This is a genomic window from Longispora fulva (assembly GCF_015751905.1).
Lineage (GTDB): Bacteria > Actinomycetota > Actinomycetes > Mycobacteriales > Micromonosporaceae > Longispora > Longispora fulva.
Genome location: NZ_JADOUF010000001.1, coordinates 1096789 through 1115744 on the forward strand (window position 1 = coordinate 1096789; position 18956 = coordinate 1115744).

Annotated in this window: 14 protein-coding genes; 7 read left to right on the forward strand and 7 right to left on the reverse strand. The window is 72.6% G+C overall.

What is annotated here, in order from left to right:
- Nucleotides 1-42 precede the first annotated feature (42 nt).
- A complete protein-coding gene (locus IW245_RS04815) occupies nucleotides 43-2361 on the forward strand; it encodes a glycoside hydrolase family 20 protein (RefSeq protein ID WP_197001987.1) in 2319 nt (772 codons plus the stop codon).
- A 50-nt stretch (nucleotides 2362-2411) separates the two neighbouring features.
- On the opposite strand, the gene IW245_RS04820 is transcribed toward IW245_RS04815, so the two are convergent.
- Nucleotides 2412-4142, reverse strand: coding sequence for a M28 family peptidase (locus IW245_RS04820; protein ID WP_197001988.1), 1731 nt, complete (start codon nucleotides 4140-4142; stop codon nucleotides 2412-2414).
- A 166-nt stretch (nucleotides 4143-4308) separates the two neighbouring features.
- Here IW245_RS04820 and IW245_RS04825 point away from each other — a divergent pair, with 166 nt between their 5' ends.
- Complete coding sequence (locus tag IW245_RS04825; RefSeq protein ID WP_197001989.1) at nucleotides 4309-5544, forward strand: MFS transporter; 1236 nt, start codon at nucleotides 4309-4311, stop codon at nucleotides 5542-5544.
- A 137-nt stretch (nucleotides 5545-5681) separates the two neighbouring features.
- Here the strand turns inward: IW245_RS04825 and IW245_RS42040 are convergent, their stop codons facing one another.
- Both IW245_RS42040 and IW245_RS04835 read right to left on the reverse strand, forming a co-directional pair.
- A complete protein-coding gene (locus IW245_RS42040; protein ID WP_197001990.1) occupies nucleotides 5682-7349 on the reverse strand; it encodes a sensor histidine kinase in 1668 nt (555 codons plus the stop codon).
- The gene (locus IW245_RS04835) at nucleotides 7342-8019 is read right to left on the reverse strand and encodes a response regulator transcription factor (RefSeq protein ID WP_197001991.1); all 678 of its coding nucleotides are present in this window, start codon (nucleotides 8017-8019) and stop codon (nucleotides 7342-7344) included. Before IW245_RS04835 ends, IW245_RS42040 begins: the two co-directional genes overlap by 8 nt.
- Before the next feature lie 169 nt (nucleotides 8020-8188).
- Between IW245_RS04835 and IW245_RS04840 the strand changes: the two genes are divergently transcribed.
- From IW245_RS04840 to IW245_RS04855, 4 genes are all read left to right on the forward strand, one after another.
- A complete protein-coding gene (locus tag IW245_RS04840) occupies nucleotides 8189-9520 on the forward strand; it encodes a DUF2079 domain-containing protein (RefSeq protein WP_197001992.1) in 1332 nt (443 codons plus the stop codon).
- 54 nt (nucleotides 9521-9574) lie between these two features.
- Nucleotides 9575-10459 (forward strand): hypothetical protein, encoded by an 885-nt coding sequence (locus tag IW245_RS04845; RefSeq protein ID WP_197001993.1) that lies wholly within the window; start codon nucleotides 9575-9577, stop codon nucleotides 10457-10459.
- The gene (locus IW245_RS04850) at nucleotides 10438-10719 is read left to right on the forward strand and encodes a hypothetical protein (protein WP_197001994.1); all 282 of its coding nucleotides are present in this window, start codon (nucleotides 10438-10440) and stop codon (nucleotides 10717-10719) included. Before IW245_RS04845 ends, IW245_RS04850 begins: the two co-directional genes overlap by 22 nt.
- Before the next feature lie 135 nt (nucleotides 10720-10854).
- The gene (locus IW245_RS04855; protein WP_197001995.1) at nucleotides 10855-11781 is read left to right on the forward strand and encodes a DUF3152 domain-containing protein; all 927 of its coding nucleotides are present in this window, start codon (nucleotides 10855-10857) and stop codon (nucleotides 11779-11781) included.
- Between the two features lie 138 nt (nucleotides 11782-11919).
- On the opposite strand, the gene IW245_RS04860 is transcribed toward IW245_RS04855, so the two are convergent.
- Nucleotides 11920-14709, reverse strand: a complete 2790-nt coding sequence (locus IW245_RS04860; RefSeq protein WP_197001996.1) for a glycoside hydrolase family 2 protein — start codon at nucleotides 14707-14709, stop codon at nucleotides 11920-11922.
- A gap of 237 nt (nucleotides 14710-14946) precedes the next feature.
- Between IW245_RS04860 and IW245_RS04865 the strand changes: the two genes are divergently transcribed.
- Nucleotides 14947-16140, forward strand: a complete 1194-nt coding sequence (locus tag IW245_RS04865) for a metallophosphoesterase (RefSeq protein WP_197001997.1) — start codon at nucleotides 14947-14949, stop codon at nucleotides 16138-16140.
- Nucleotides 16141-16177: 37 nt separating this feature from the next.
- Here the strand turns inward: IW245_RS04865 and IW245_RS04870 are convergent, their stop codons facing one another.
- Genes IW245_RS04870 through IW245_RS04880 form a run of 3 tightly spaced genes read right to left on the reverse strand, consistent with a single transcriptional unit; the run spans nucleotide 16178 to nucleotide 18803 of the window.
- Nucleotides 16178-16876, reverse strand: coding sequence for a TetR/AcrR family transcriptional regulator (locus IW245_RS04870; RefSeq protein WP_197001998.1), 699 nt, complete (start codon nucleotides 16874-16876; stop codon nucleotides 16178-16180).
- 49 nt (nucleotides 16877-16925) lie between these two features.
- The gene (locus IW245_RS04875; protein ID WP_197001999.1) at nucleotides 16926-17690 is read right to left on the reverse strand and encodes a bestrophin-like domain; all 765 of its coding nucleotides are present in this window, start codon (nucleotides 17688-17690) and stop codon (nucleotides 16926-16928) included.
- 9 nt (nucleotides 17691-17699) lie between these two features.
- A complete protein-coding gene (locus IW245_RS04880) occupies nucleotides 17700-18803 on the reverse strand; it encodes a DUF6923 family protein (protein ID WP_197002000.1) in 1104 nt (367 codons plus the stop codon).
- Between the last annotated feature and the right edge of the window lie 153 nt (nucleotides 18804-18956).

An 18956-nucleotide genomic window follows, 5' to 3' on the forward strand; every position in this document is an offset into this window, starting at 1 on the left:
CGGGTGCCTGACCGCCCCGGGCTGAACAGCTAGGAGCGCCTCATGAGATCCCACAGGTATTCCCGGGCGGCGGCGGTGGCCGCGCTGGCCGTCGTCGCGGCTCTCACGGTCGGCGCGCCGCCGGCCGCAGCGGCGAACCCCGCGCCGGACGTCGTTCCCGCGCTGCAGGAGTGGACCGCCGGCACCGGATCGCTCCAGCTCACCTCGTCCAGCCGCATCGTGGTACCCGCGGGCGCGGCCCCGCGCGTCGGCCAGCTCGCCACCCAACTCGTCGCCGAGGTCACCGAGCTGACCCCGCTGCGCCTGACCACGGCCACCGGCGGCCCGGCCCAGGGCGACATCACCCTGAAGGTCGACCCGAACGCCTCCTACGGCGGGGTCCTGGCCACCCTGAAGCCCGAGGCCTACCGGCTGGACACCACGGCGACCGGGGTGACCGTCACCGGGGCCAGCGACACCGGCCTGTACTACGGCACCCGTTCCCTGCTCCAGATCCTGGTCCGGGGCACCACGGTCGCGCTCGGCTCGGCCGTGGACTACCCGAACTACGCGGTGCGCGGCTTCATGCTCGACGTGGGCCGGCGCTACTTCACGCCGGAGTTCATCCAGTCGTACATCAAGTGGATGGGGTGGCTGAAGCTCAACACGTTCCAGCTGCACCTCAACGACAACGAGATCCAGGCGCCCAACGGCGACTGGACGAAGGCCTACTCGGCGTTCCGGCTGAAGAGCACCAACCCCACCTTCTCCGGGCTCGCGGCCACCGACGGCTCCTACACCCGGGCCGACTGGGACTCCTTCGAGGCCACCGCCGCCGCGCACGCCGTGACCCTGGTGCCCGAGATCGACGCCCCGGGACACGCCCGCGCGTTCGTCAAGGCGCACCCCGAGCTCGGCCTCAACGGCGGCAACTCCGACAACCTGGACCTGAGCAAGGCCGCGACCACCGACTACATGAAGAGCGTGTACTCCGAGTTCGCGCCGTGGTTCAAGGGGCCGGCGCTGCACATGGGCGCCGACGAGTACCCCGGGGACAAGGGTCTTCAACGGACCTACATCAACACGATGGCCGGCCACATCCGGTCCCTCGGCAAGCAGGTCCGGATCTGGGGCGACTTCAACTCGTTCCCCGGCGGCGCCACCGGCTCCGACCGCGACATCACGATCAACAGCTGGAACAACGGCTACTACTCCGGCCAGAACGCCATCGACGACGGCTACGACGTCATCAACTCCAACGACTCCAACCTCTACGTCGTCCCGTTCGCGACCTACTACCACCCGCAGGGCCTCGACGGCGCGTGGCTGTACAGCAGCTGGGAACCCAACGTGTTCGCCGACCAGACGGTGCCGGCCCAGCACGCCCGCCTCAAGGGCGCGATGCCGGCGGTGTGGAACGACCTGGTGCACGCCACCTACACCGAACTCGACGTGCACGGACTCGTGAAGAAGTCCTTCGCCGTCCTCGCCCAGAAGGAGTGGTCCGGCACGAGGTCCGGCACCGACTACGGCGCGTTCGTCGCCCGGGTGACGGCGGTGGGCATGGGCCCGGGCGTCGCCTACATCCGACCGGTCGTTAACCCCAACGACCTGGCACTCGGCAAGCCGACCACCGCGTCGTCGCAGGAGACCTCCGGCCTGGCGCCGGTCTTCGCCACCGACGGCGAACAGTCCACCCGGTGGGCGAGCACCTACAGCGACAACCAGTGGATCCAGGTCGACCTCGGCGCCACGAAGTCGATCGGGAACGTCGTCCTGGACTGGGAGGGCGCCTACGGCAAGGACTACGACCTGCAGGTCTCACCCGACGGCACCACCTGGACGACCGTCGCCCAACGCCGGGGCCGGACCACGGCGGGCGTGGACACCATCGCACTCACGTCCGTCGCCGCCCGCTACGTCCGGATGCAGGGCATCGCGCGCGGCACCACCTTCGGCTACTCCCTGTTCCGGTTCGAGGTGCTCGCGGACGCCACCGATCTGGCCCGGGGCGGCACGGCCAGCGCGTCCTCCCAGGAGACGGCGAACTTCCCTGCAGCCAAGGCGATCGACGGCGACCCGGCGACCCGCTGGTCCAGCGCCTACACCAACGGCGAATGGTTCCAGGTCGACCTGGGCGCGTCCAAGACGGTGGGCCGGGTCGTACTGACCTGGGAGGCCGCCTACGGCAAGGACTATGACCTGCAGGTGTCGGCCAACGGCACGACCTGGACGACGGTCTCGGCCCGGCGCGGCGAGAACGGCGGCGTCGACGACGTCACCTTCACGCCGACCACGGCCCGCTACGTCCGCATGCAGGGCGTCACCCGGGGCACCACCTACGGCTACTCCCTCTACACCGTCGAGGTGCGCGGCAGCTGACCGGAGCGGGACCGCCGCGGGGCCTGGACGAGGCCCCGCGGCGCGTTCACTCAGGACACCGTCAGCGCGGTGTCGTCGATGACGAAGGACGTCTGCAGCGAGGAGTCCTCCACCCCGGTGAACTTCAGCGTGACCGTCTGGCCGGCGTAGGCCGCCACGTCGAAGGAGCGCAGGGTGTACCCGGCGACGTTCAGGTTCGAGTACGTGGCCAGGGTGGCCGTCCCGACCTGCACGGTCAGCTTGTCGTACTGCACCGTGGTGCTCGTCTCCGCCGTGCTGATCTTCAGGTAGAACGACAGGGTGTAACTCGCGCACCCGGCCGGCAGGGTGACCGACTGGGACAGGGTGTCGGTGTGCGCCGAGCCGTACCCGTCGAGCCAGGCGTCCTGGGTGCCGGTGCGCGGCGAGCCGTTGCCGGTGTTCGCCCCGATCACCCCGGACGTCGCCGTCCACGACGCCGCGCCGGACTCGAAGCCCGGGTTGGCGATCTTCTGCCCCGGGCTGGAGCAGGTCCCGGTGCCGTTGACCGTCAGCGCGTAGGTCACCGTGTGCGTGACCGTCCCCGACCCGGAGATCGTCAATGTGTAGGTCCCCGGCGCGGCCGAGGCCGTGGTCGAGATCGTCACGGTCGACGATCCGCCCGAGGTCACCGAGGACGGGTTGAATGCCACGGTCACCCCGGCCGGCGCGCCGGAGGCCGTCAGGTTCACGGTCTGCGGGTTGCCGGAGGTGGTCGACGTGCTCAGGGTCGTCGTCGTGGAGCCGCCCGGGTTCACGGCGCCGGACGTCGGGCTCAGCGACATCGCGTAGTCGTCGGCGGGGGCCGAACCGACCGCGAGGGCCCACACGGCGTACGCCTCGGCGTCGGCGTACCGGTCCAGGGAGGTGGTGTTGATGTTCGAGGGGTAGGAGTCGCAGGCCTTGTGGTAGCAGGAGTCGTACGCCGCGCCGGCGGTGCCGCCCCACTTGGTGACCTGCGCGCTGGTCTTGGTGCGGCCGGCGCCGGTCGAGTTGATCGACGCGGGGATGCCGGCGTCGCGGAACGAGCCGTCGTCCGAGCAGCACTCGGTGGACGTCTCGGTCGGCACGCTGATCGACACGAAGTACTCCCGCAGCTTCACCGCGACAGCGTCGGTGCCGGTGACGAAGTACCCGGCGTTCGTGGAGGCGATCATGTCGAACGTGCCGTACGCCTTGATGGCGCTCTTCTGGGTCGACGTCAACGAGTTGACGTAGAACGCCGAGCCGATCAGGCCCTGCTCCTCGCCGGCCCACCAGGCGAACCGGACGTGGTTGGTCATGGTCGGGTTCGCCGCGGCCAGGGCCAGGGCGACCTCCAGCAGCGACGCCGAGCCGGAGCCGTCGTCGTTGATGCCGGGGCCGGCGCTCACGCTGTCGAGGTGGCCGCCGAACATGTAGGTGTTGGCGGTGTTGCCGCCCGGCCAGTCGGCGATCACGTTCTTCGCCGAGCCGTTGCAGCTCGTGCAGGTCTGCAGCGTGACGGTGTACCCGGCCGCCTGCAGCTTCTGCTGCACGTAGGACACGGAGGCGGTGTGGCCGCCGGTGCCGGTCGCCCGGTTGCCGCCGTTGTTGGTCGCGATGGTCTGCAGCTGTTGCAGGTGGGCCTTGACGTTGTTCACGTCGATGTTCGGTGCGGCGGCCAGCGTGGTGCCGGCCGCCGACGGCGCGCCGGGGGTCGCGGCCGACGGCTGTGCACCCAGCGTCACCGCCCCGGCGACCAGGGCCAGGACCAGTCCGACCGTCCCTGTTACACGTCTCATGAGGGCTCCTCGTGTTCGGGGGCCGTTAACACGGCTGGCCGTAGACAAACAGACCCCGAAGACCAACACAAGACATCGGTACCCTTGAATTGTTACGAACATAACAAGGGTCACTCGACGTGACCTCGGGCGGCGTCGGGGGCGGCTGGTCCGATAGCCTCTGGCGATGCCGCCACGCTTGATCAACTTGCTGCGTTCGCTGACCCCGGGCTCGCCGGCCCTGCTGGCGTTGACGACGAGTTCGCTCGTCGCGTCGATCGGGCGGGGCACGTTCATCACGATCAGCGTGGTGTTCTTCTCCCGGTCGGTCGGCCTGAGCGCCAGCCAGGTGGGGCTCGGCATGACCATCGCGGCCGTGATCGGCCTGTTCGCCGGGGTGCCGGCCGGCTACCTCGCCGACCGGGTCGGGCCGCGCGCGGTGACGATCGCGCTGGGCTGCCTCCAGGCGGTGGTCCTCCTCGGGTACACCATGGCGCATGGTTTCGTGGCTTTCGTCGTGGTCGCCGGCGCGGTGTCGCTCGTGGAGTCCGGGCTCGGCGCCAGCCGGGGCGCGCTGATCGCCGGGGCGGTGCCGGCCGAGGAACGGGTCCGCACCCGCGCCTACCTGCGGTCCGTGACCAACGTCGGCTGGGTGCTCGGCGCGCTGCCCGCCGGCTGGGCGCTGCAGCACGACACCCGCGGCGGCTACCTAGCCGTGATCGTGCTCAACTCCGCGCTGTTCCTGACGGCCGCGCTGCTCAACCTGCGGGTGCCGGCCGTGCCGCCGCAGCCCCGCGCCGCCAACGGCCCCCAGCTCGTGGCCCTGCGCGACCGACCGTTCCTCACGGTGACCCTGCTCAACGCCGTGCTGTGCATCCATTACGGGATGCTCAACATCGCCGTGCCGCTCTGGGTCGTCAACCGCACCAACGCGCCCGCCTGGGTGGTCGCCGCGGCCACGGCCCTCAACGCCGTCGTGGTCGTGCTGTTCCAGGTCCGGGCCAGCCGGGGGACCGGCGACGCGACCGGCGGCGCCCGCGCGCAGCGGGTCTCCGGGGTGCTGCTGCTGGCCGCGTGCCTGCTGTACGCGCTCGCCGCCGGGCAACCGGCCTGGGTCGCGGCCGTGGTGCTGCTCGTGGGCGCGTTCGTGCACGTGCTCGGGGAGCTGCGGCAGGCGGCCGGCGGGTGGGGCATCTCCTTCTCTCTGGCCCCGGAGCACGCCCAGGGCCAGTACCAGGGGCTCTACAACATGAGCTTCTCCTTCGCCAGCGTCGTGGCGCCGGCGATCCTGACCACGGTCGTCGTCGGGTGGGGCTGGCCGGGGTGGCTGCTGTTCGGGCTGGTGTTCGCCGGGGCGGGGTTCGCCGTGCCGCCGGCGGTGCGGTGGGCGCGGCGGACGGCCCCGGAACTCGTGCCCAGCTGACGCCGGGACTCCCCGACCCGTCGGGGCACACGCCAGGATTCCCGGCCCGCCGGGACACGCTGGGAGTGCAGGCGCAGGGCGCGTGCCGTGCGGCCCGGAGTCGCCGACGCGGACCGGGTCAGGCCCCACCGTAACCGTCAGAGGTTTCTGGGCAGGTCCAGCTCGAAGCGCGCGCCGAGCGGGCTGTCCGTCGCGCGGAGGGTGCCGCGGTGCTGGGCGGCCAGGTCGCGTGCGATGGCCAGGCCCAGGCCGGTGCCGCCGGAGTCGCGGTCGCGGGCGGCGTCGAGCCGGGTGAACCGCTCGAAGATCCGTTCCCGGTCAGCCGGCGCGATGCCCGGTCCGTCGTCGGCGACCACGACCGTCACCCGGGCGTCGTCGCGGGTCACGGTGACGACCACCTCCGTGGCGGCGTGCCGGGCGGCGTTGTCCAGGAGGTTGCGCAGCAGCCGGCTCAGGTGCGACTCGTCGCCGGCGACCACGGCCGGGCCGTCCGCCCGCGCCGCGAAGCGCGGCCCGTCCGGATGCAGGTAGCCGCGCTCGGCGACCTGTTCGCATGCCAGGTCGGCGAGGTCCACGGGCCGCCACGCGCGGCCGTCGGGGTTCCCGGACATGCCGTCCTGCGCGAGCCGGCCCGGGCCGGAGGCGCCGTCCTGCGCGATCCGGCCCGCGGTCGGGCGGCCGGCGGGGGTGGTGCGGTCGAGGCGGGCGAGCAGCAGCAGGTCGTCGGTCAGGCCGCCCAGCCGGCGGGCCTCGTGCAGCGTCCGGCCGAACTCCGCCGGCCAGTCCACCCCCTCCGGATGGGCGAGGGTGACCTCCATGCCGGTCCGCAGGCTCGCGAGGGGGCTGCGCAGCTCGTGCGCGGCGTCCGCCACGAATCCGCGCTGCCGGGCGACGGCCTCCTCGAGGCGGTCGAGGGTCGCGTTGGTCGTGACGGCCAGCCGGGTGATCTCGTCCCCGGACGGCGGCACCGGCACCCTGCGGTGCAGTTCGTGCCCGGTGATCTGGGCGAGGCGTTCCCGGATCTCCTCGACCGGCCGCAGCGCCCGGCCCGTGACGAACCAGGCCATCAGGGCCACGAACAACACCCCGACGGGTACAGCCCCCGCCAGCGCCCGGTCCACGGCGGCCACCGCGGCCTCGGCCTCGTCGGGGAGCACGGCGACGTAGGCCAGCACGTGCTCCTGCGCCCCGTACGTGGCGGCCGGCACGCCGTACCGCTCGGCCAGGGCCCTCATCCTCGCCGCGTCGACCGGCCCCGACGCGACGACGGCGAAGCGGACGTCCTTGTCGTCGAACGGCTGCGCGACGCCCATGTCCAGCGACTGGGAGTGCAGGGTAAACGTGTTGCTCCAGCCCGCCCACAGGTCACCGTCGACGACGGGCAGCGTGATCCGGCCCGACAGCAGGTAGGGGTTCAGCGCGCCGTCGACCACCACGACCCGACCGTCGGGCAGCGCGACCGCCCAGTCGGACCGGTTCGGCGTCGGCCGGGGCACGTCCGGGTCGGTGAAACTGTCGCTGATCACGGCCTGCGCGGTGAGGGTGGCCTGCCGGGTCGCCGAGTCCATCCGGCTGTCGTAGATCTCCGACCGCATCCACAGCGCGCCGAGTCCGAAGGCGAGCGTCGCCGCCACGGCCGAGGCGAGGGCCGCTCGGAACCGGACCGAGCCGAGCCGGCGCAGGATCGCGGGGCCGTCGGGCCGCAGGAACGGCCAGTGCCACGGACCGCGCGACCGCCGGCCCCACCGGCCGGCCCGCCACCAGTGGCCGGCCCCGGCCCGTGAGCCGGTGTCCGGGCTAGGCACGGGCCGCCACCAGCCGGTACCCGGCGCCGCGCACGGTCTCGATGCTGCGTACCCCGAACGGGATGTCCATCTTGCGGCGCAGGGCGCGGACGTACACCTCGACGATGTTGACGTCCCCGTCGAACGCCTGGTCCCACACCTCGTCGATGATCTCCGACTTGGTGACGACCTCGCCGGCCCGCCGGCCGAGGCACGCCAGCACCGCGAACTCCTTGGCCGTGAGCGCGACCTCGGCGTCCCCGCGCCGGCAGCGCCGCTCGGCCGGGTCGATCCGCAGGTCGCCCACGGTGAGGACCGTCGGCCGGGCCGCGCCGCCGCGCCGGATCAGGGCGCGCAGCCGGGCGACGAGCACCACGTAGGAGAACGGCTTGGACAGGTAGTCGTCGGCGCCGGTGTCGAGGGCCTCGGCCTCGTCGTACTCGCCGTCCTTCGCTGTGAGCATCAGGATCGGGGTGTCCACGCCGTCGGCCCGCAGGGCCGCGCACACCCGGTAACCGTTGAGGCCGGGGAGCATGATGTCGCAGATCACCGCGCGGTAGCCGTGCAGCCGGGCCAGGGACAGTCCGGTCAGCCCGTCGTGGGCCACGTCGACGGCGAAACCCTCGGCCATCAGGCCGTGCCTCAGCGACGCGGCCAGGGCGCGTTCGTCCTCGATCACCAGAATGCGCATCGGACCCATCGTCGCACAGCGTCACCGAACCACCTGAAGATCGCTTCAGCTTGCTTCAGGCCGGGTTCAGCCCGGCCGGGCGACGGTCGTCGGCATGACCCGCCGCTGGGCGCTCGCTGCGTCACTCTTCGTTCTATACACGGCACTGTCCGTAACAGACCATCTCCGGATGCGCACCACCGGCTATGACCTGGGCATCTTCGAACAGGCAATTCGGGGGTACGCCGAGGGCCGCGCCCCCGTCTCCGAACTCAAGGGCCCCGGCTTCCACCTGCTCGGCGACCACTTCCACCCGGTCCTGATGCTGCTGGCCCCCGTCTACCGGCTGTTCCCCGGCCCGCTGACGCTGCTCGTCGCCCAGGCCGCGCTGTTCGCCGTCTCTGCCGTGCCGGTGACCCGACTGGCCGTGATGGTGGTGGGCCGGTGGCGTGGCCTCGGGCTCGGCGTCGCCTACGGGCTGTCCTGGGGCGTGCAGCAGGCCGTCGACTTCGACTTCCACGAGATCGCGTTCGCGGTGCCGCTGCTCGCCTTCAGCCTCGATGCCCTGGCGACCGGCCGGTGGCGGCGCGCGGCGCTGTTCGCCCTGCCGCTGCTCCTCGTCAAGGAGGACCTCGGCCTGACGGTGGCGGCGATCGGGATCTGCCTGGCGTGCCGTGGGACGCACGTCCGCGACACGTGGCGGGCCTTCCGGGCCGGCGGCGTGTCGCCGGTGCTCCGGCAGCGCCTGCTCGGTGGCGCGCTCGTCGCCACCGGCGTCGCCGGGACCCTGCTCACCGTCCTCGTGCTGATCCCGGCGTTCAACCCGGCCGGCGACTACGCCTACACGGCCACGGCCGGCCGCCCGCTCGCCGGCCTCGACGCCAAGGAGTGGCTGCTGTTCGCGCTGCTCGCGCCGACCCTGTTCCTGGCCGTGCGCTCCCCGCTGGTCCTGGTCGCCGTGCCGACCGTGGCACTGCGGCTGTGGTCGGGCACCCCGAACCACTGGAGCACCGGGTTCCACTACGACGCGGTGCTGATGCCGGTCCTGTTCGTCGCGCTCGTCGACGCGCTGTCGCGGTTGCGGCCCGCGCCGGCCGGCCGGCTCGCGGTCGCGGCGTGCGCCCTCGGGTGCGCGATCGGGGCCTTCCAACCCCTGGCCGGCCTGGCGCACCCCGCCACCTGGCGGGTCCCCCCGCACGTCGCGGCCGTCCGGTCCGCGCTCGACGGGATCCCGGACGGCGCGGTGGTTGCAGCGGACAACCGGCTCGCCCCGCAACTCACGGCCCGCTGCCAGGTGTACCGCCACCCGGAAGTCCCGCCCGGCGTCCACCCCGACTGGATCGCCACCACCGACCCGGACGTCCGGCCGCCGGACGGCTACGAGGTCGCGCACCGCGCACCGGGCCTGACCCTGCTGCGACGGTCGCCGATCTCCGACCCGCCGCACCCCCCGAACGTCCACTCTGTACCCTCTGCGACAACAATCACACAGGGGGTGACATTCGAGGCAGCGCCGGCCTAGCGTGCCAGGAGTGTGGAACGCGCAGAGTGTCCACTTCGCCCTAGGGAGAAAAGCGTGCGGAACAGGCTCTTACGGATAACGATGGCGGCCGTCCTCGGGGTCGGCGCGACCGTCGGCCTCGCGGCGACCACCGGCTACGCGGCCCCACCGACCTCCGCCGACCGTTCGGGGACGCCGGTCGCCGGCCTCCGGGTACCCTCGTCGCTGTCCGCCGTCCGGGGCGCCGCGCGCTTCGACGCCGTCGCCCCCGAGGCCACCCCGCTGCCGGTCGGCCAGAAGACCCGGACCTGGACCATCGCCAGGTACGCCGCCGCCTGGCGCACGGCCAACGGCCGCGCGATGACCGACCGCGAACGCGACGCGCTCGCCCGGGGCTGCATCGGCGTCACGACCGTCAACATCGAACGGGGCAACATCAACCCGCCGCTCGGCCTGTCGTTCGGCACCTTCGAGAAGGCGACGGCCGTGCGGGACGCGCTCGACGCCGTCCTCGCCGGGGCCGCCGGCCGGACCGACTACGCCGCCCGGGTCGGCGCGGATCCGTTGCTGTCGACCCTCGACAACGTGACGGAATCGCTGCCGGCCGGCGACCCGGACCAGTGGGCGGCCGTCGTGTTCTCGAAGCGGTTCCACTCCGGCCAGGACTCGACCTGGACCGCGGCGGAGACCGACCGCGCGTTCCGCCCCGACGCCCGCGGCCAGGTCGACATGTCCGCCTACCACTACCGCGCGAAGCCGGGCTACGTGAACTTCGACTACGGCTGGTACGACCCGGCGACCGGCTCCTGGTGGCACGCCAACCACGCCGAGCCCGGCATGGAGATCTACCAGAGCACACTGAAGTACTACTCCCGGCCGCTCCTCGACTTCGACCGGCAGGTGTACTCCGTGACATTCGCCAGGAAGGCCGCGCCGGCATGGCGTTCCTCGACGAACTAGTCGGCCTGACCGTGACCCTGCGCGGCACGGCGGCCGACGCGCACCGGGGCGCCGTCGTTCTCGGGGACGCCGGCTGGGTGGTGCACGTCGAGGGCCTGGCGGAGTGGGGCCCGGCGACCGGCCGGCCGGTGGAGGTGACCGGACTCCTCGTCGAGACGCCGCTCGGGCCGCAGCCGGTGGTCCGGGACGGGGCCGTGAGCCACGGCGCGTCGGGTACCCGCCACGTGCTGCGCGGGGCCAGCTGGCGGCTGGCGGCGTGACACCCCGTGCCCGGGTCGACACCGCGACCCGGGCACGGGGCACACCGTCCCAAAGGGACGCGGGCGGTCATTTCCGGCCATAGTTTCCCGCGGAGCCGATCGGCTAGGGTACTGGTCGGTTCTCCGAGGGGCGGGATGTCCATGAAGGTGTCGGGTTCCCGGGTCCTGCTGGCCGGGTGTGCCCTGCTCGTCGCGCTCGGCGGGTGCGGCGGGCCCACCGCGCACGCGGCACCGGCCACCCCCGGCCCCGCCACGCCGTCGGCTCCCGCCGGGACGCCGTCCCCGTCCATCTCTCCGACCCCGTCGCCCACGCCGTCGCCCAGCGCCTCGGCGAAGCCGAAACCGCAGCCCAGCGTGACACTGAGGAAGCCGGTGCCGGCGGGTGCGGATGTGCCGAAGGCGCCGGCTCCGCCGCCGGTGGCCGATGGGGTGCCGTTGCAGGGTCTGGGCACGTTCAGCACGGCGGCCGGTGGTACGGACGTGGTGGGTGCGGGTACGACGCTGGTGAAGTACCGGGTCGAGCTCGAGGACGGCATCGTGTGGGGCGCGGAGCCGGCGTGGACGGCGGCGAGTTTCACGTCGACGGTGGACCGGGTCCTTTCGGCGCCGAATGGTTGGACCCGTTCGGCGGCTGCGCCGATTACCGATGCGGCGCAGAAGCTGACGAACGCGTCGTGGTCGTTTCAGCGGGTCAGTGGCAGTGATTTCAGTGTCCGGATCCGGTTGGCGAGTCCGAATACTGTGGACAGGTTGTGTGGTTCGGCGGGGATGGACACCCAGGGGGTGTACTCGTGCCGGTACGGCCAGACGATCATGATCAATCTGCGGCGGTGGTTGCGGGGCGCGCCGGGGTTCGCGGTGCCGATCGTGGAGTACCGGACGAATGTGATCAACCATGAGGTGGGGCACTTCCTGGGGTTCGACCACATGCTGTGCCCCGGGGCCGGTCGGCCGGCGCCGGTGATGGTGACGCAGACGATCGACCTGGGTGGGTGTGTGCCGAACTCGTCGCCGTTCGCGGCGGACGGCACGTTCATCACCGGCCCCTGGGCCGCCTCCTGACCCACCGGCCCGGGTCGACACCGCGACCCGGGCACAGCGCCGACCGCTACGGCCGCACCTTCACCTCCGCGAGGCCGAGCGTCCCCGTGCCGGCCAGCTGGATCCGGAAACGGCGGGATCCCGGTCCCCATCGGTGACTCAGGAGGCGACGAGCGCGCCGAGTTTCCAGTAGGTGCCGGCGGTCGTGGCGGTCAGCGTCAGGTCGTGCGTGCCGCCGGCCAGCGTGGTGGAGTACCACCGGAACGTGCCGATCGGTAACGCCGCCCCCGTGTCCACGAGCGTCCCCCCGCCCTCGGCGACGGTCATCCGGTCCGCCGCGTACTGGTTGTCCCCGACCAGCAGGTACACCGTGTGGCTCCCGGCCGGCAGCGTCACGCGCAGGGTGCGCGGCGCGGTGTCGGTGGCGAAGTCGCGGCGCAGGTCGTCGGGGGCCGTGCGGTCCCGGGACTGCGGGGCGGGCCCGGTCCAGCCGTACCCGAGCGTGGTCGTGTAGGCGGTCGACGGGCCGAGCCGTCGGTAGCCGGCGGTGACCGGGCTGGTGTCGGTGCCGGCGTCCAGCGCGAGGGTCGCACCGGCCGGGGCCGGCACGAGCTGGCGGGGCAGCGCCTCGGTGTCGGCGTCGATCACGGCCCGGACCAGCCCGGGCGCGGCGTCGCCCCCGAACGCGCCGGTCACGGTCACGTTCACCGTGACGGAGCCGCCGGCGGGCACGGTGAACGGCCGGTCCGGCCCCGCCGTGAACCCGTCCGGCGGGGTGACCACGAGCGTGCCGCTCGCGCCGTGCCCGCCGATGTCGTCGACCGTCACGGGCACGGTGACCGTCGCCGGCCCGGCGAGCGGCGCGGGAAACGTGGCCAGCTCCCGGATCCGGACCGGCGCGAACGCCACCTTCCACCCCAGCTTCGGCTCCCTGAACCAGGTCCGCAGCGCCTTGGTGTGGAACGGCGGCACCGGGTCCGGGTTCCCGCCGCTCCAAGTGGGGGAGCACTGGAACTCGGTCGACGTCCAGTACATCAGGCCCAGGGTGTGCGGCCGGTGTCCGAGCAGCCGGTTGTACTCGTCCACCATCGTCGCCTGGTAGTACTCGGTGCCCTTCCCGGTCCCGGCCCGCCCGGCGACGGCCTCGGCCCCGTACTCGCTGACCATCACCGGCTTGTTCCCGGCCGTGGACTGGATCGCGTCGAGCAGCCCGGGAACGTCGGCGAAGGTGTGGTCGTACCAGCCGTAGTAGACGTTGGCGAGCACCACGTCCTCGTACGGATACGCCTTGTCGGCCGTGTGCCAGGCGCTGACCTCGGTGTAGAGCCGGGACGGGTCCAGGCCCCGGCCGTGGCGGATCAGGGTGTCGACGTAGTTCGCCCCGTCGGTGGTGTTCGTGGCGTTCTCGTTGCCGACGGACCAGACCACGACGCCCGGGTGCCCCCGGTCCCGGTCGACCATCCGGGACAACTGGTCCTTGGCGAACGTCCGCAGGGCGGTGCCGGCGAGCGCGGTGCCGCTCATCTGCTGGATCGACACCTCCTCGATGACGAGCATGCCGAGCCGGTCGGCCTCGTCCAGCATCGCCGGGGTGGTGGGGTAGTGCCCGGGGCGGAAGATCCGGTAGCCCTTGGCGTACAGCTGGTCGAGTTCGCGCACCGCGAGGCCGTCGGGCTGGGTGCGGCCCAGGCCGGGGAAGTCGGCGTGCCGGTTGAAGCCGGGCAGGTTCGACACCACCTGGCCGTTGAGGGTGACGTCCGCGCCGGAGACGGCCACGTCCCGGAAGCCGGGGCGCAGCGTGACCGGTTGGCCGTAGCCGGAACCAGGGGTGACGGACACGGTGTAGCGGGCCGGGTTCGCCGGGCTCCACAGTGTTGGGTTCGGCACCGTCAGGGTCAGCGGCGTCGCCTGGCCGCCGCCGGCTGGGAGGTTGAACCACACAGTCCTGTCGATGACGGTCGCGCCGCTGGGCTCGACGACCGTGAGGTTCGCCGGGATCCCCAGGGTCACGGTGCCGGTGTTGACGCCCTGGGCGCGCAGGGTGAGCGCGCCGGCGGCGGTGCCCTCGGCGGTGATGTTGGTGACCGCGACCGCGGCGGTCCGTTCGAGGCGCACGCCTTGCAGGAGTCCGCCCCACTGCCAGTACAGGTGCGAGGTGGTGAACGCGTTGATCGTGGCTTTGCGGTTGTCCACGATGACGGCGACCGTGTTGACCCCGTCGTGGGCCGCGGCCGTGACGTCGAATCGTTGCGGGAGGTAGCCGCCGGTGGAGGTGCCGACCTCGGTGCCGTTGAGAAAGTAGCGGCAGGCGAAGAAGCACGACTCGAACACGAGGTGCGTCCTTGGGGTGCCCAGCGTCCCCAGGTCGATCCCCTTGCGGTAGAGCACCCGGTGGCCGGTGTCGCTGTTCCACCGGTCGAGGACCGCGCCGTAGGAGTCCGGCACCAGGGCGGTCGTCATCGCCGCCTCGGAGAAGGCGGGCTGCGCGCCGGGCGGGGCGCTTCCGTCCAGCGCCCCGGCCGGCAACTCGTCCTCGGTGGCCAATGACCAGGCCCCGTTGAGGGTGCTCACCCCGGGCGGGTCGGCGGGCCGGGTGGTCGTCACCGACTTCGTTCCGGTGACCACGCCCGACGGGGTGACCGCGTCGGCCCTCAGGGTGTGCGCGCCGGCCGGAAACCACGACGCGTCGGTCGCCGTGCTCCACCGGGGCGCGGCACCGGTCGCCATCGCGTACTGCCGGGTCACCTCCGCGAACGCGATCCCGTCGAGGGAGAACCGCACGGCCGTGGTCGCGACCGGCGCGGTGACTGCGACGTCCACGGTGCCCGACAGGCTCGAACCGGTCGGGCTGAGGAACGCGACGGACTCCGCGGCCCCGGCCGGGAGCGCCGGGGGTAGCGCCACCCCGACTGCCAGGGCCACGGAAACGACCCAGGATCTCAGACGCATGACAGGCCTCCAGATGCCGTCCAAGTATGTGGATTCAGTGCGGTGGAAACGAGGGTGGCACAGCGCGCGGCCCGGTGTAAATACCAGCTCGAAACTGATCGATATCTGCACGGTCGATGCGCGTTCGTTGAGTGCCAGGGTGCCGTTCGCGCATTCCTCGGAGATCCAGTGCGCACGCCTCGGGAACAGACCGCCGGGCCGTTGTTAATAGACCAACAGTTCGTTATCGTGGTACGCATGTCAGACGTCGAAGCCCTGCCGTCGAGTCCCGCCACCACGCGCACCCGACGGTCGGGCCCCCGCTGGCTGGCGCTCGTCCCGGCGTTCGCGATCCTCGGCCTGCTGTTCGGCGTGCCCTGGTGGCTGCTGGTCCTGTCCGGCGCCGACTGGCCGACCCCGGTCGTCGTCGCCGGCACCCTGCTCTTCGGCGGCACGCTGGTCGCCTTCCCGTTCGCGATGGTCCTCGGCCACGGGCCCCGGCGGATCGACGCCGCAGCCCGGTTCGGCGACACCGTGATCGGCGTGATCTGGGTGCTGTTCACCTGGGCGATCCTGGGCTACGCCGCCCGGCTCGCCCTGCTCCTCGCCGGCGTCGAGGACCCGCTGCGGTCCCGGATCACCTCCGCCGGCACCGCAGCCGTCGCCCTGGTCCTCCTCGCCTGGGGCCACGTCGAGGCGATGCGGGTGCCCCGGATCCGCCGGGTCGACGTCACCCTGCCGAGGCTCGGCCAGGGCCTGGACGGCACCACGGTTGCGATCCTGGCCGACACCCACTACGGCCCGATCGACCGGGCACGGTGGTCCGCCGGGGTCGCCGACGCCGTCAACGCCCTCGACCCCGACATCGTCGTGCACGCCGGGGACATCGCCGACGGCACCGTGGACCGCCGACGCGCCCAGGCCGCCCCGCTCGGCACGATCCGGGGCCGCCTCGCCCGGGTGTACGTGACGGGCAACCACGAGTACTCCGACGAGGCCCAGGGCTGGCTCGACCACATGGAACACCTCGGCTGGGACGCCCTGCACAACCGGCACGTGCTGGTCGAACGCGGCGGCGACCAGTTGGTCCTGGCCGGCGTGGACGACGCCACCGCCCGGTCCTCCGGCGTCGCCGGCCACGGCGCGAACGTGGCCGCGGCGGTCGCCGGGGCGGACCCCGACCTGCCGGTGCTGCTCGTCGCCCACCAGCCCAAGCAGATCCCGCAGGCCGTGGCGGCGGGGGTGGACCTGCAGGTCTCCGGGCACACCCACGGCGGGCAGATCTGGCCGTTCAACCTGCTGGTCCGCCTCGACCAGCCGGCCGTACGCGGGCTGAGCCGGCACGGGGAGCGCACCCAGCTCTACACCAGCGGGGGAGCGGGATTCTGGGGTCCGCCGCTGCGGATCTTCGCCCCGAGCGAGATCACCCTGCTCACGCTGCGCGCGGCCTGATCAGGGCCTTCGGGGCTCGGCGGCGGTCCGGCCGCTCCTAGCCGGTGACGGCCGCACCGGCCGTCGCCCGCGCGGACAGCCCCACGAGCTGGTTCACCAGGCCCTCCGTCAGCCCCCGGGCGAACAGCTCCCCGGCCGGGGGCATCCGCATCTCCGCCATCACGGCCGACACCGCCTCCGTCGGCACCGCGTACGGCCACAGGCCCGCGACCAGGATGAACACCGCGTGCGCGAAGTGCCCGGCCGCGACGTCGTCCAGGTGCGGCACCTCCGCCCGGACCAGCCCCGCGAGCCGGGAGGTGTGCGCGGCGGCCCGGGTCTTGAAGGTCCGCGCGACGTCGACGGAGATGTTCTTCTCCAGCACGCCGGCCGTGACGCTGACCAGCTCGCAGAAGCCCGGCTGGGCGACGAGGGAACCCGCGATCACCGTCGCGACCCGGGTCTCGCGGCCGTACGGGCCAGGAGTCGCCGGTGCCGAGGTCAGAGCGGTGGACACGTCGTCGAGCCACGCCGTCCAGTTCTCGTCCATCACCTCGAGGAAGATGGCCTCGCGGCTGTCGAAATACCGCAGCACGTTCGACTTCGCCAGCCCCACGGTGTCGCTCAGCTCCCGCAGGCTGATGTCGGCGACCCGGCGGACCCGGAGCATCGCGCGCGCCGTGTCCAGGATGGCGCACCGGCGGGCCTCGACCTGCTCGGGGCGGCGGGCCCGCTGGAAGCCGGGTGGGGAGACCATGCCCGGAGAATATCAGACCGCCGGGCTGTTGATGCCGTCGTGCGGGGCGTCACGTCCGGCCGAGTTGGCGCTGGGCGTCCTCGAACGCGCCCGGCTGCACGGCCATCCCGTGGCTGAACGGGAACTCCACCTGGTACAGCACGAACAGCATCAGCGCGACCATCGCCCCGAGGGTGGCCATCATCAACCCGTTCGGGAACGTGCGCTCCAGCCCGAACATGTACAGGAACCCGACGGTGACCAGCCCGCCGAGGATCAGGATCGGCCACAGCGGCTCGGGCATGCCCTCGTCGGCGGAGGCGACCCGGGTCCTGCGGGCGTCGGCGGCGTCGTTCACCCGGCCGAGCAGCTGCTGGAAGTACGTCTGCTGCCGGTCGCCGACGGGCTCGACCTTCTCGACCCGTACCCGCAGCTCCTCGAACGTCGCGGCCGTCCGGGGATCCGCGGCCCTGGTCTCGCTGAGGGCCGACCACTCGCGGTCGACCACCTCATGGGTGTACCGCGTGATCAGCGCCTGGATGTCGGTGCGGTCGGGATCGGCCAGCTGACCGGCCGACCGGTACGCCTCCACCATGTCGGCCGCCTCGCGATCGGTGCTCTGCCCGGCGTCGGTGTGCGGCTCCCACACGGCGATGGCCGCGATGGCGATCAGGATCGCGTAGACCATCCCGATGGTGGCGTACAGCGCGCCTGCCCCGTTGGAGTCGGCGACCAACCACCGGTCGGGCACGTACCTCGACACGAGCAGGAACCCGAGGACCGACACCACGGCGGCGGCGGCCATCACCCCCGTACCGGTGAACAGCATGGACATCGGGTCTCCCTACCTGTGGATGCGGACGGCGCCCCGCACGGCGACGATGACGGCGGGTACGAGCATCGCGACGACGACGAACCAGGTCACCGGCAGTTTCGCCGGGGGCAACGGCGGCGGCTTGTACCCGCTGGCCACGAACCGGGTCGGCGACGGGGTCGGCACCGGGGGAGGCGTCGTGCGCGGCGGGGGCGTGCCGGGCGGCTCGACCACCGGCGGGGACGGCGGCACCCGGGCCGGCGGTGGCGCCGGGGGCGCCGGAACCGGCGCGACCGTGGGAGCCGGCGGAGTCGGCGGCTGCGGCGGATCCTCGTGCGGGCAGCGCGCGGCGTCGGCGTGCTGGGTGGCCGACCCGTCGGCGGTCGACGTGACCTGGCCGCCGGGCCGCCGGACGTGGTAGAGCCGGCCGGTCGCGTTGTTCAGCGCGTGCAGGGTGCCGTCGGGGGTGATCACCACGGCCCCGTAGCTGCCGGCGCCGGGCAGCGTCGGCGAGGTGGGCAGCCAGGTCACGTCCCCGGTCGCCGGGTCGACCCTGGTCAGCCGGCCGGGTCCGTGGTCGGTGTCGACGCCGTAGAGCGCGCCGTCGGCCGGGTCGACGTCGAAGTCGCCGAGTTCCACGTCGCGGGACAGCTCGATCCGCGCGGTCACCTTCAGGAACGTCGGACTGCCCGGCGCGATGTCCACCACGGACAACTCGTCGTCCGAGCGCACGTACCACGTCCGCCCGCTGACCGCGCCGGCGAACGCGCCCCGCAGCCCGCCTGGCACGGGCCCCTTGTCGGTGACCGTTCCGCCCGGGCTGACCGTGACCAGGTGCGAGCCGCCGTGGTAGTCGCCGACCCCGTAGAACAGGCCCTGGCCGGGGGCGTAGCCGAGCGCGTTCACCGGAACGGGCAGGACGGCGACCGTGGTCCGGTCGCCGGCGTTCTCGTCGTAGCGGAACAGAGTCGAGCCCCGGACCAGGTAGAAGCCATTGCGGCATCCGGTCGGCGGGTCCGCCCCGCCCGGCGCGGGGAGCCCCAGCGCGGCCCAGCACCCGGCCAGCATGGCCACGGCGACGGCGGCCGACGACCGGCCGGCGCGGCGTGCCCCGTGGGGGCCGGGTACGGACATGGCGGGTTCCTCCCGAGGATTCGACGGCTGACCTGCCACAACGTATGACCGATGCTAGATATCGCCAGGATCCAGTGGAAGGCCTATTTTTGGTACTATTCCCGACAGGTTCCCTTGGTATCACCGGCCGGCGAATGGGTACCCGCACCCGTC

What these genes read in the sequence shown, in the direction of transcription:
- IW245_RS04865 (WP_197001997.1), top strand. Translation starts at nt 14,947, where the DNA reads ATGTCAGACGTCGAAGCCCTGCCGTCGAGTCCCGCCACCACGCGCACC.
- IW245_RS04850 (WP_197001994.1), top strand. Translation starts at nt 10,438, where the DNA reads ATGGCGTTCCTCGACGAACTAGTCGGCCTGACCGTGACCCTGCGCGGC.
- IW245_RS04880 (WP_197002000.1), bottom strand. Translation starts at nt 18,803, where the DNA reads ATGTCCGTACCCGGCCCCCACGGGGCACGCCGCGCCGGCCGGTCGTCG.
- IW245_RS04840 (WP_197001992.1), top strand. Translation starts at nt 8,189, where the DNA reads ATGCGCACCACCGGCTATGACCTGGGCATCTTCGAACAGGCAATTCGG.
- IW245_RS04870 (WP_197001998.1), bottom strand. Translation starts at nt 16,876, where the DNA reads ATGGTCTCCCCACCCGGCTTCCAGCGGGCCCGCCGCCCCGAGCAGGTC.
- IW245_RS04875 (WP_197001999.1), bottom strand. Translation starts at nt 17,690, where the DNA reads ATGTCCATGCTGTTCACCGGTACGGGGGTGATGGCCGCCGCCGCCGTG.
- IW245_RS04860 (WP_197001996.1), bottom strand. Translation starts at nt 14,709, where the DNA reads ATGCGTCTGAGATCCTGGGTCGTTTCCGTGGCCCTGGCAGTCGGGGTG.
- IW245_RS04820 (WP_197001988.1), bottom strand. Translation starts at nt 4,142, where the DNA reads ATGAGACGTGTAACAGGGACGGTCGGACTGGTCCTGGCCCTGGTCGCC.
- IW245_RS04815 (WP_197001987.1), top strand. Translation starts at nt 43, where the DNA reads ATGAGATCCCACAGGTATTCCCGGGCGGCGGCGGTGGCCGCGCTGGCC.
- IW245_RS04855 (WP_197001995.1), top strand. Translation starts at nt 10,855, where the DNA reads ATGTCCATGAAGGTGTCGGGTTCCCGGGTCCTGCTGGCCGGGTGTGCC.
- IW245_RS04825 (WP_197001989.1), top strand. Translation starts at nt 4,309, where the DNA reads ATGCCGCCACGCTTGATCAACTTGCTGCGTTCGCTGACCCCGGGCTCG.
- IW245_RS04835 (WP_197001991.1), bottom strand. Translation starts at nt 8,019, where the DNA reads ATGCGCATTCTGGTGATCGAGGACGAACGCGCCCTGGCCGCGTCGCTG.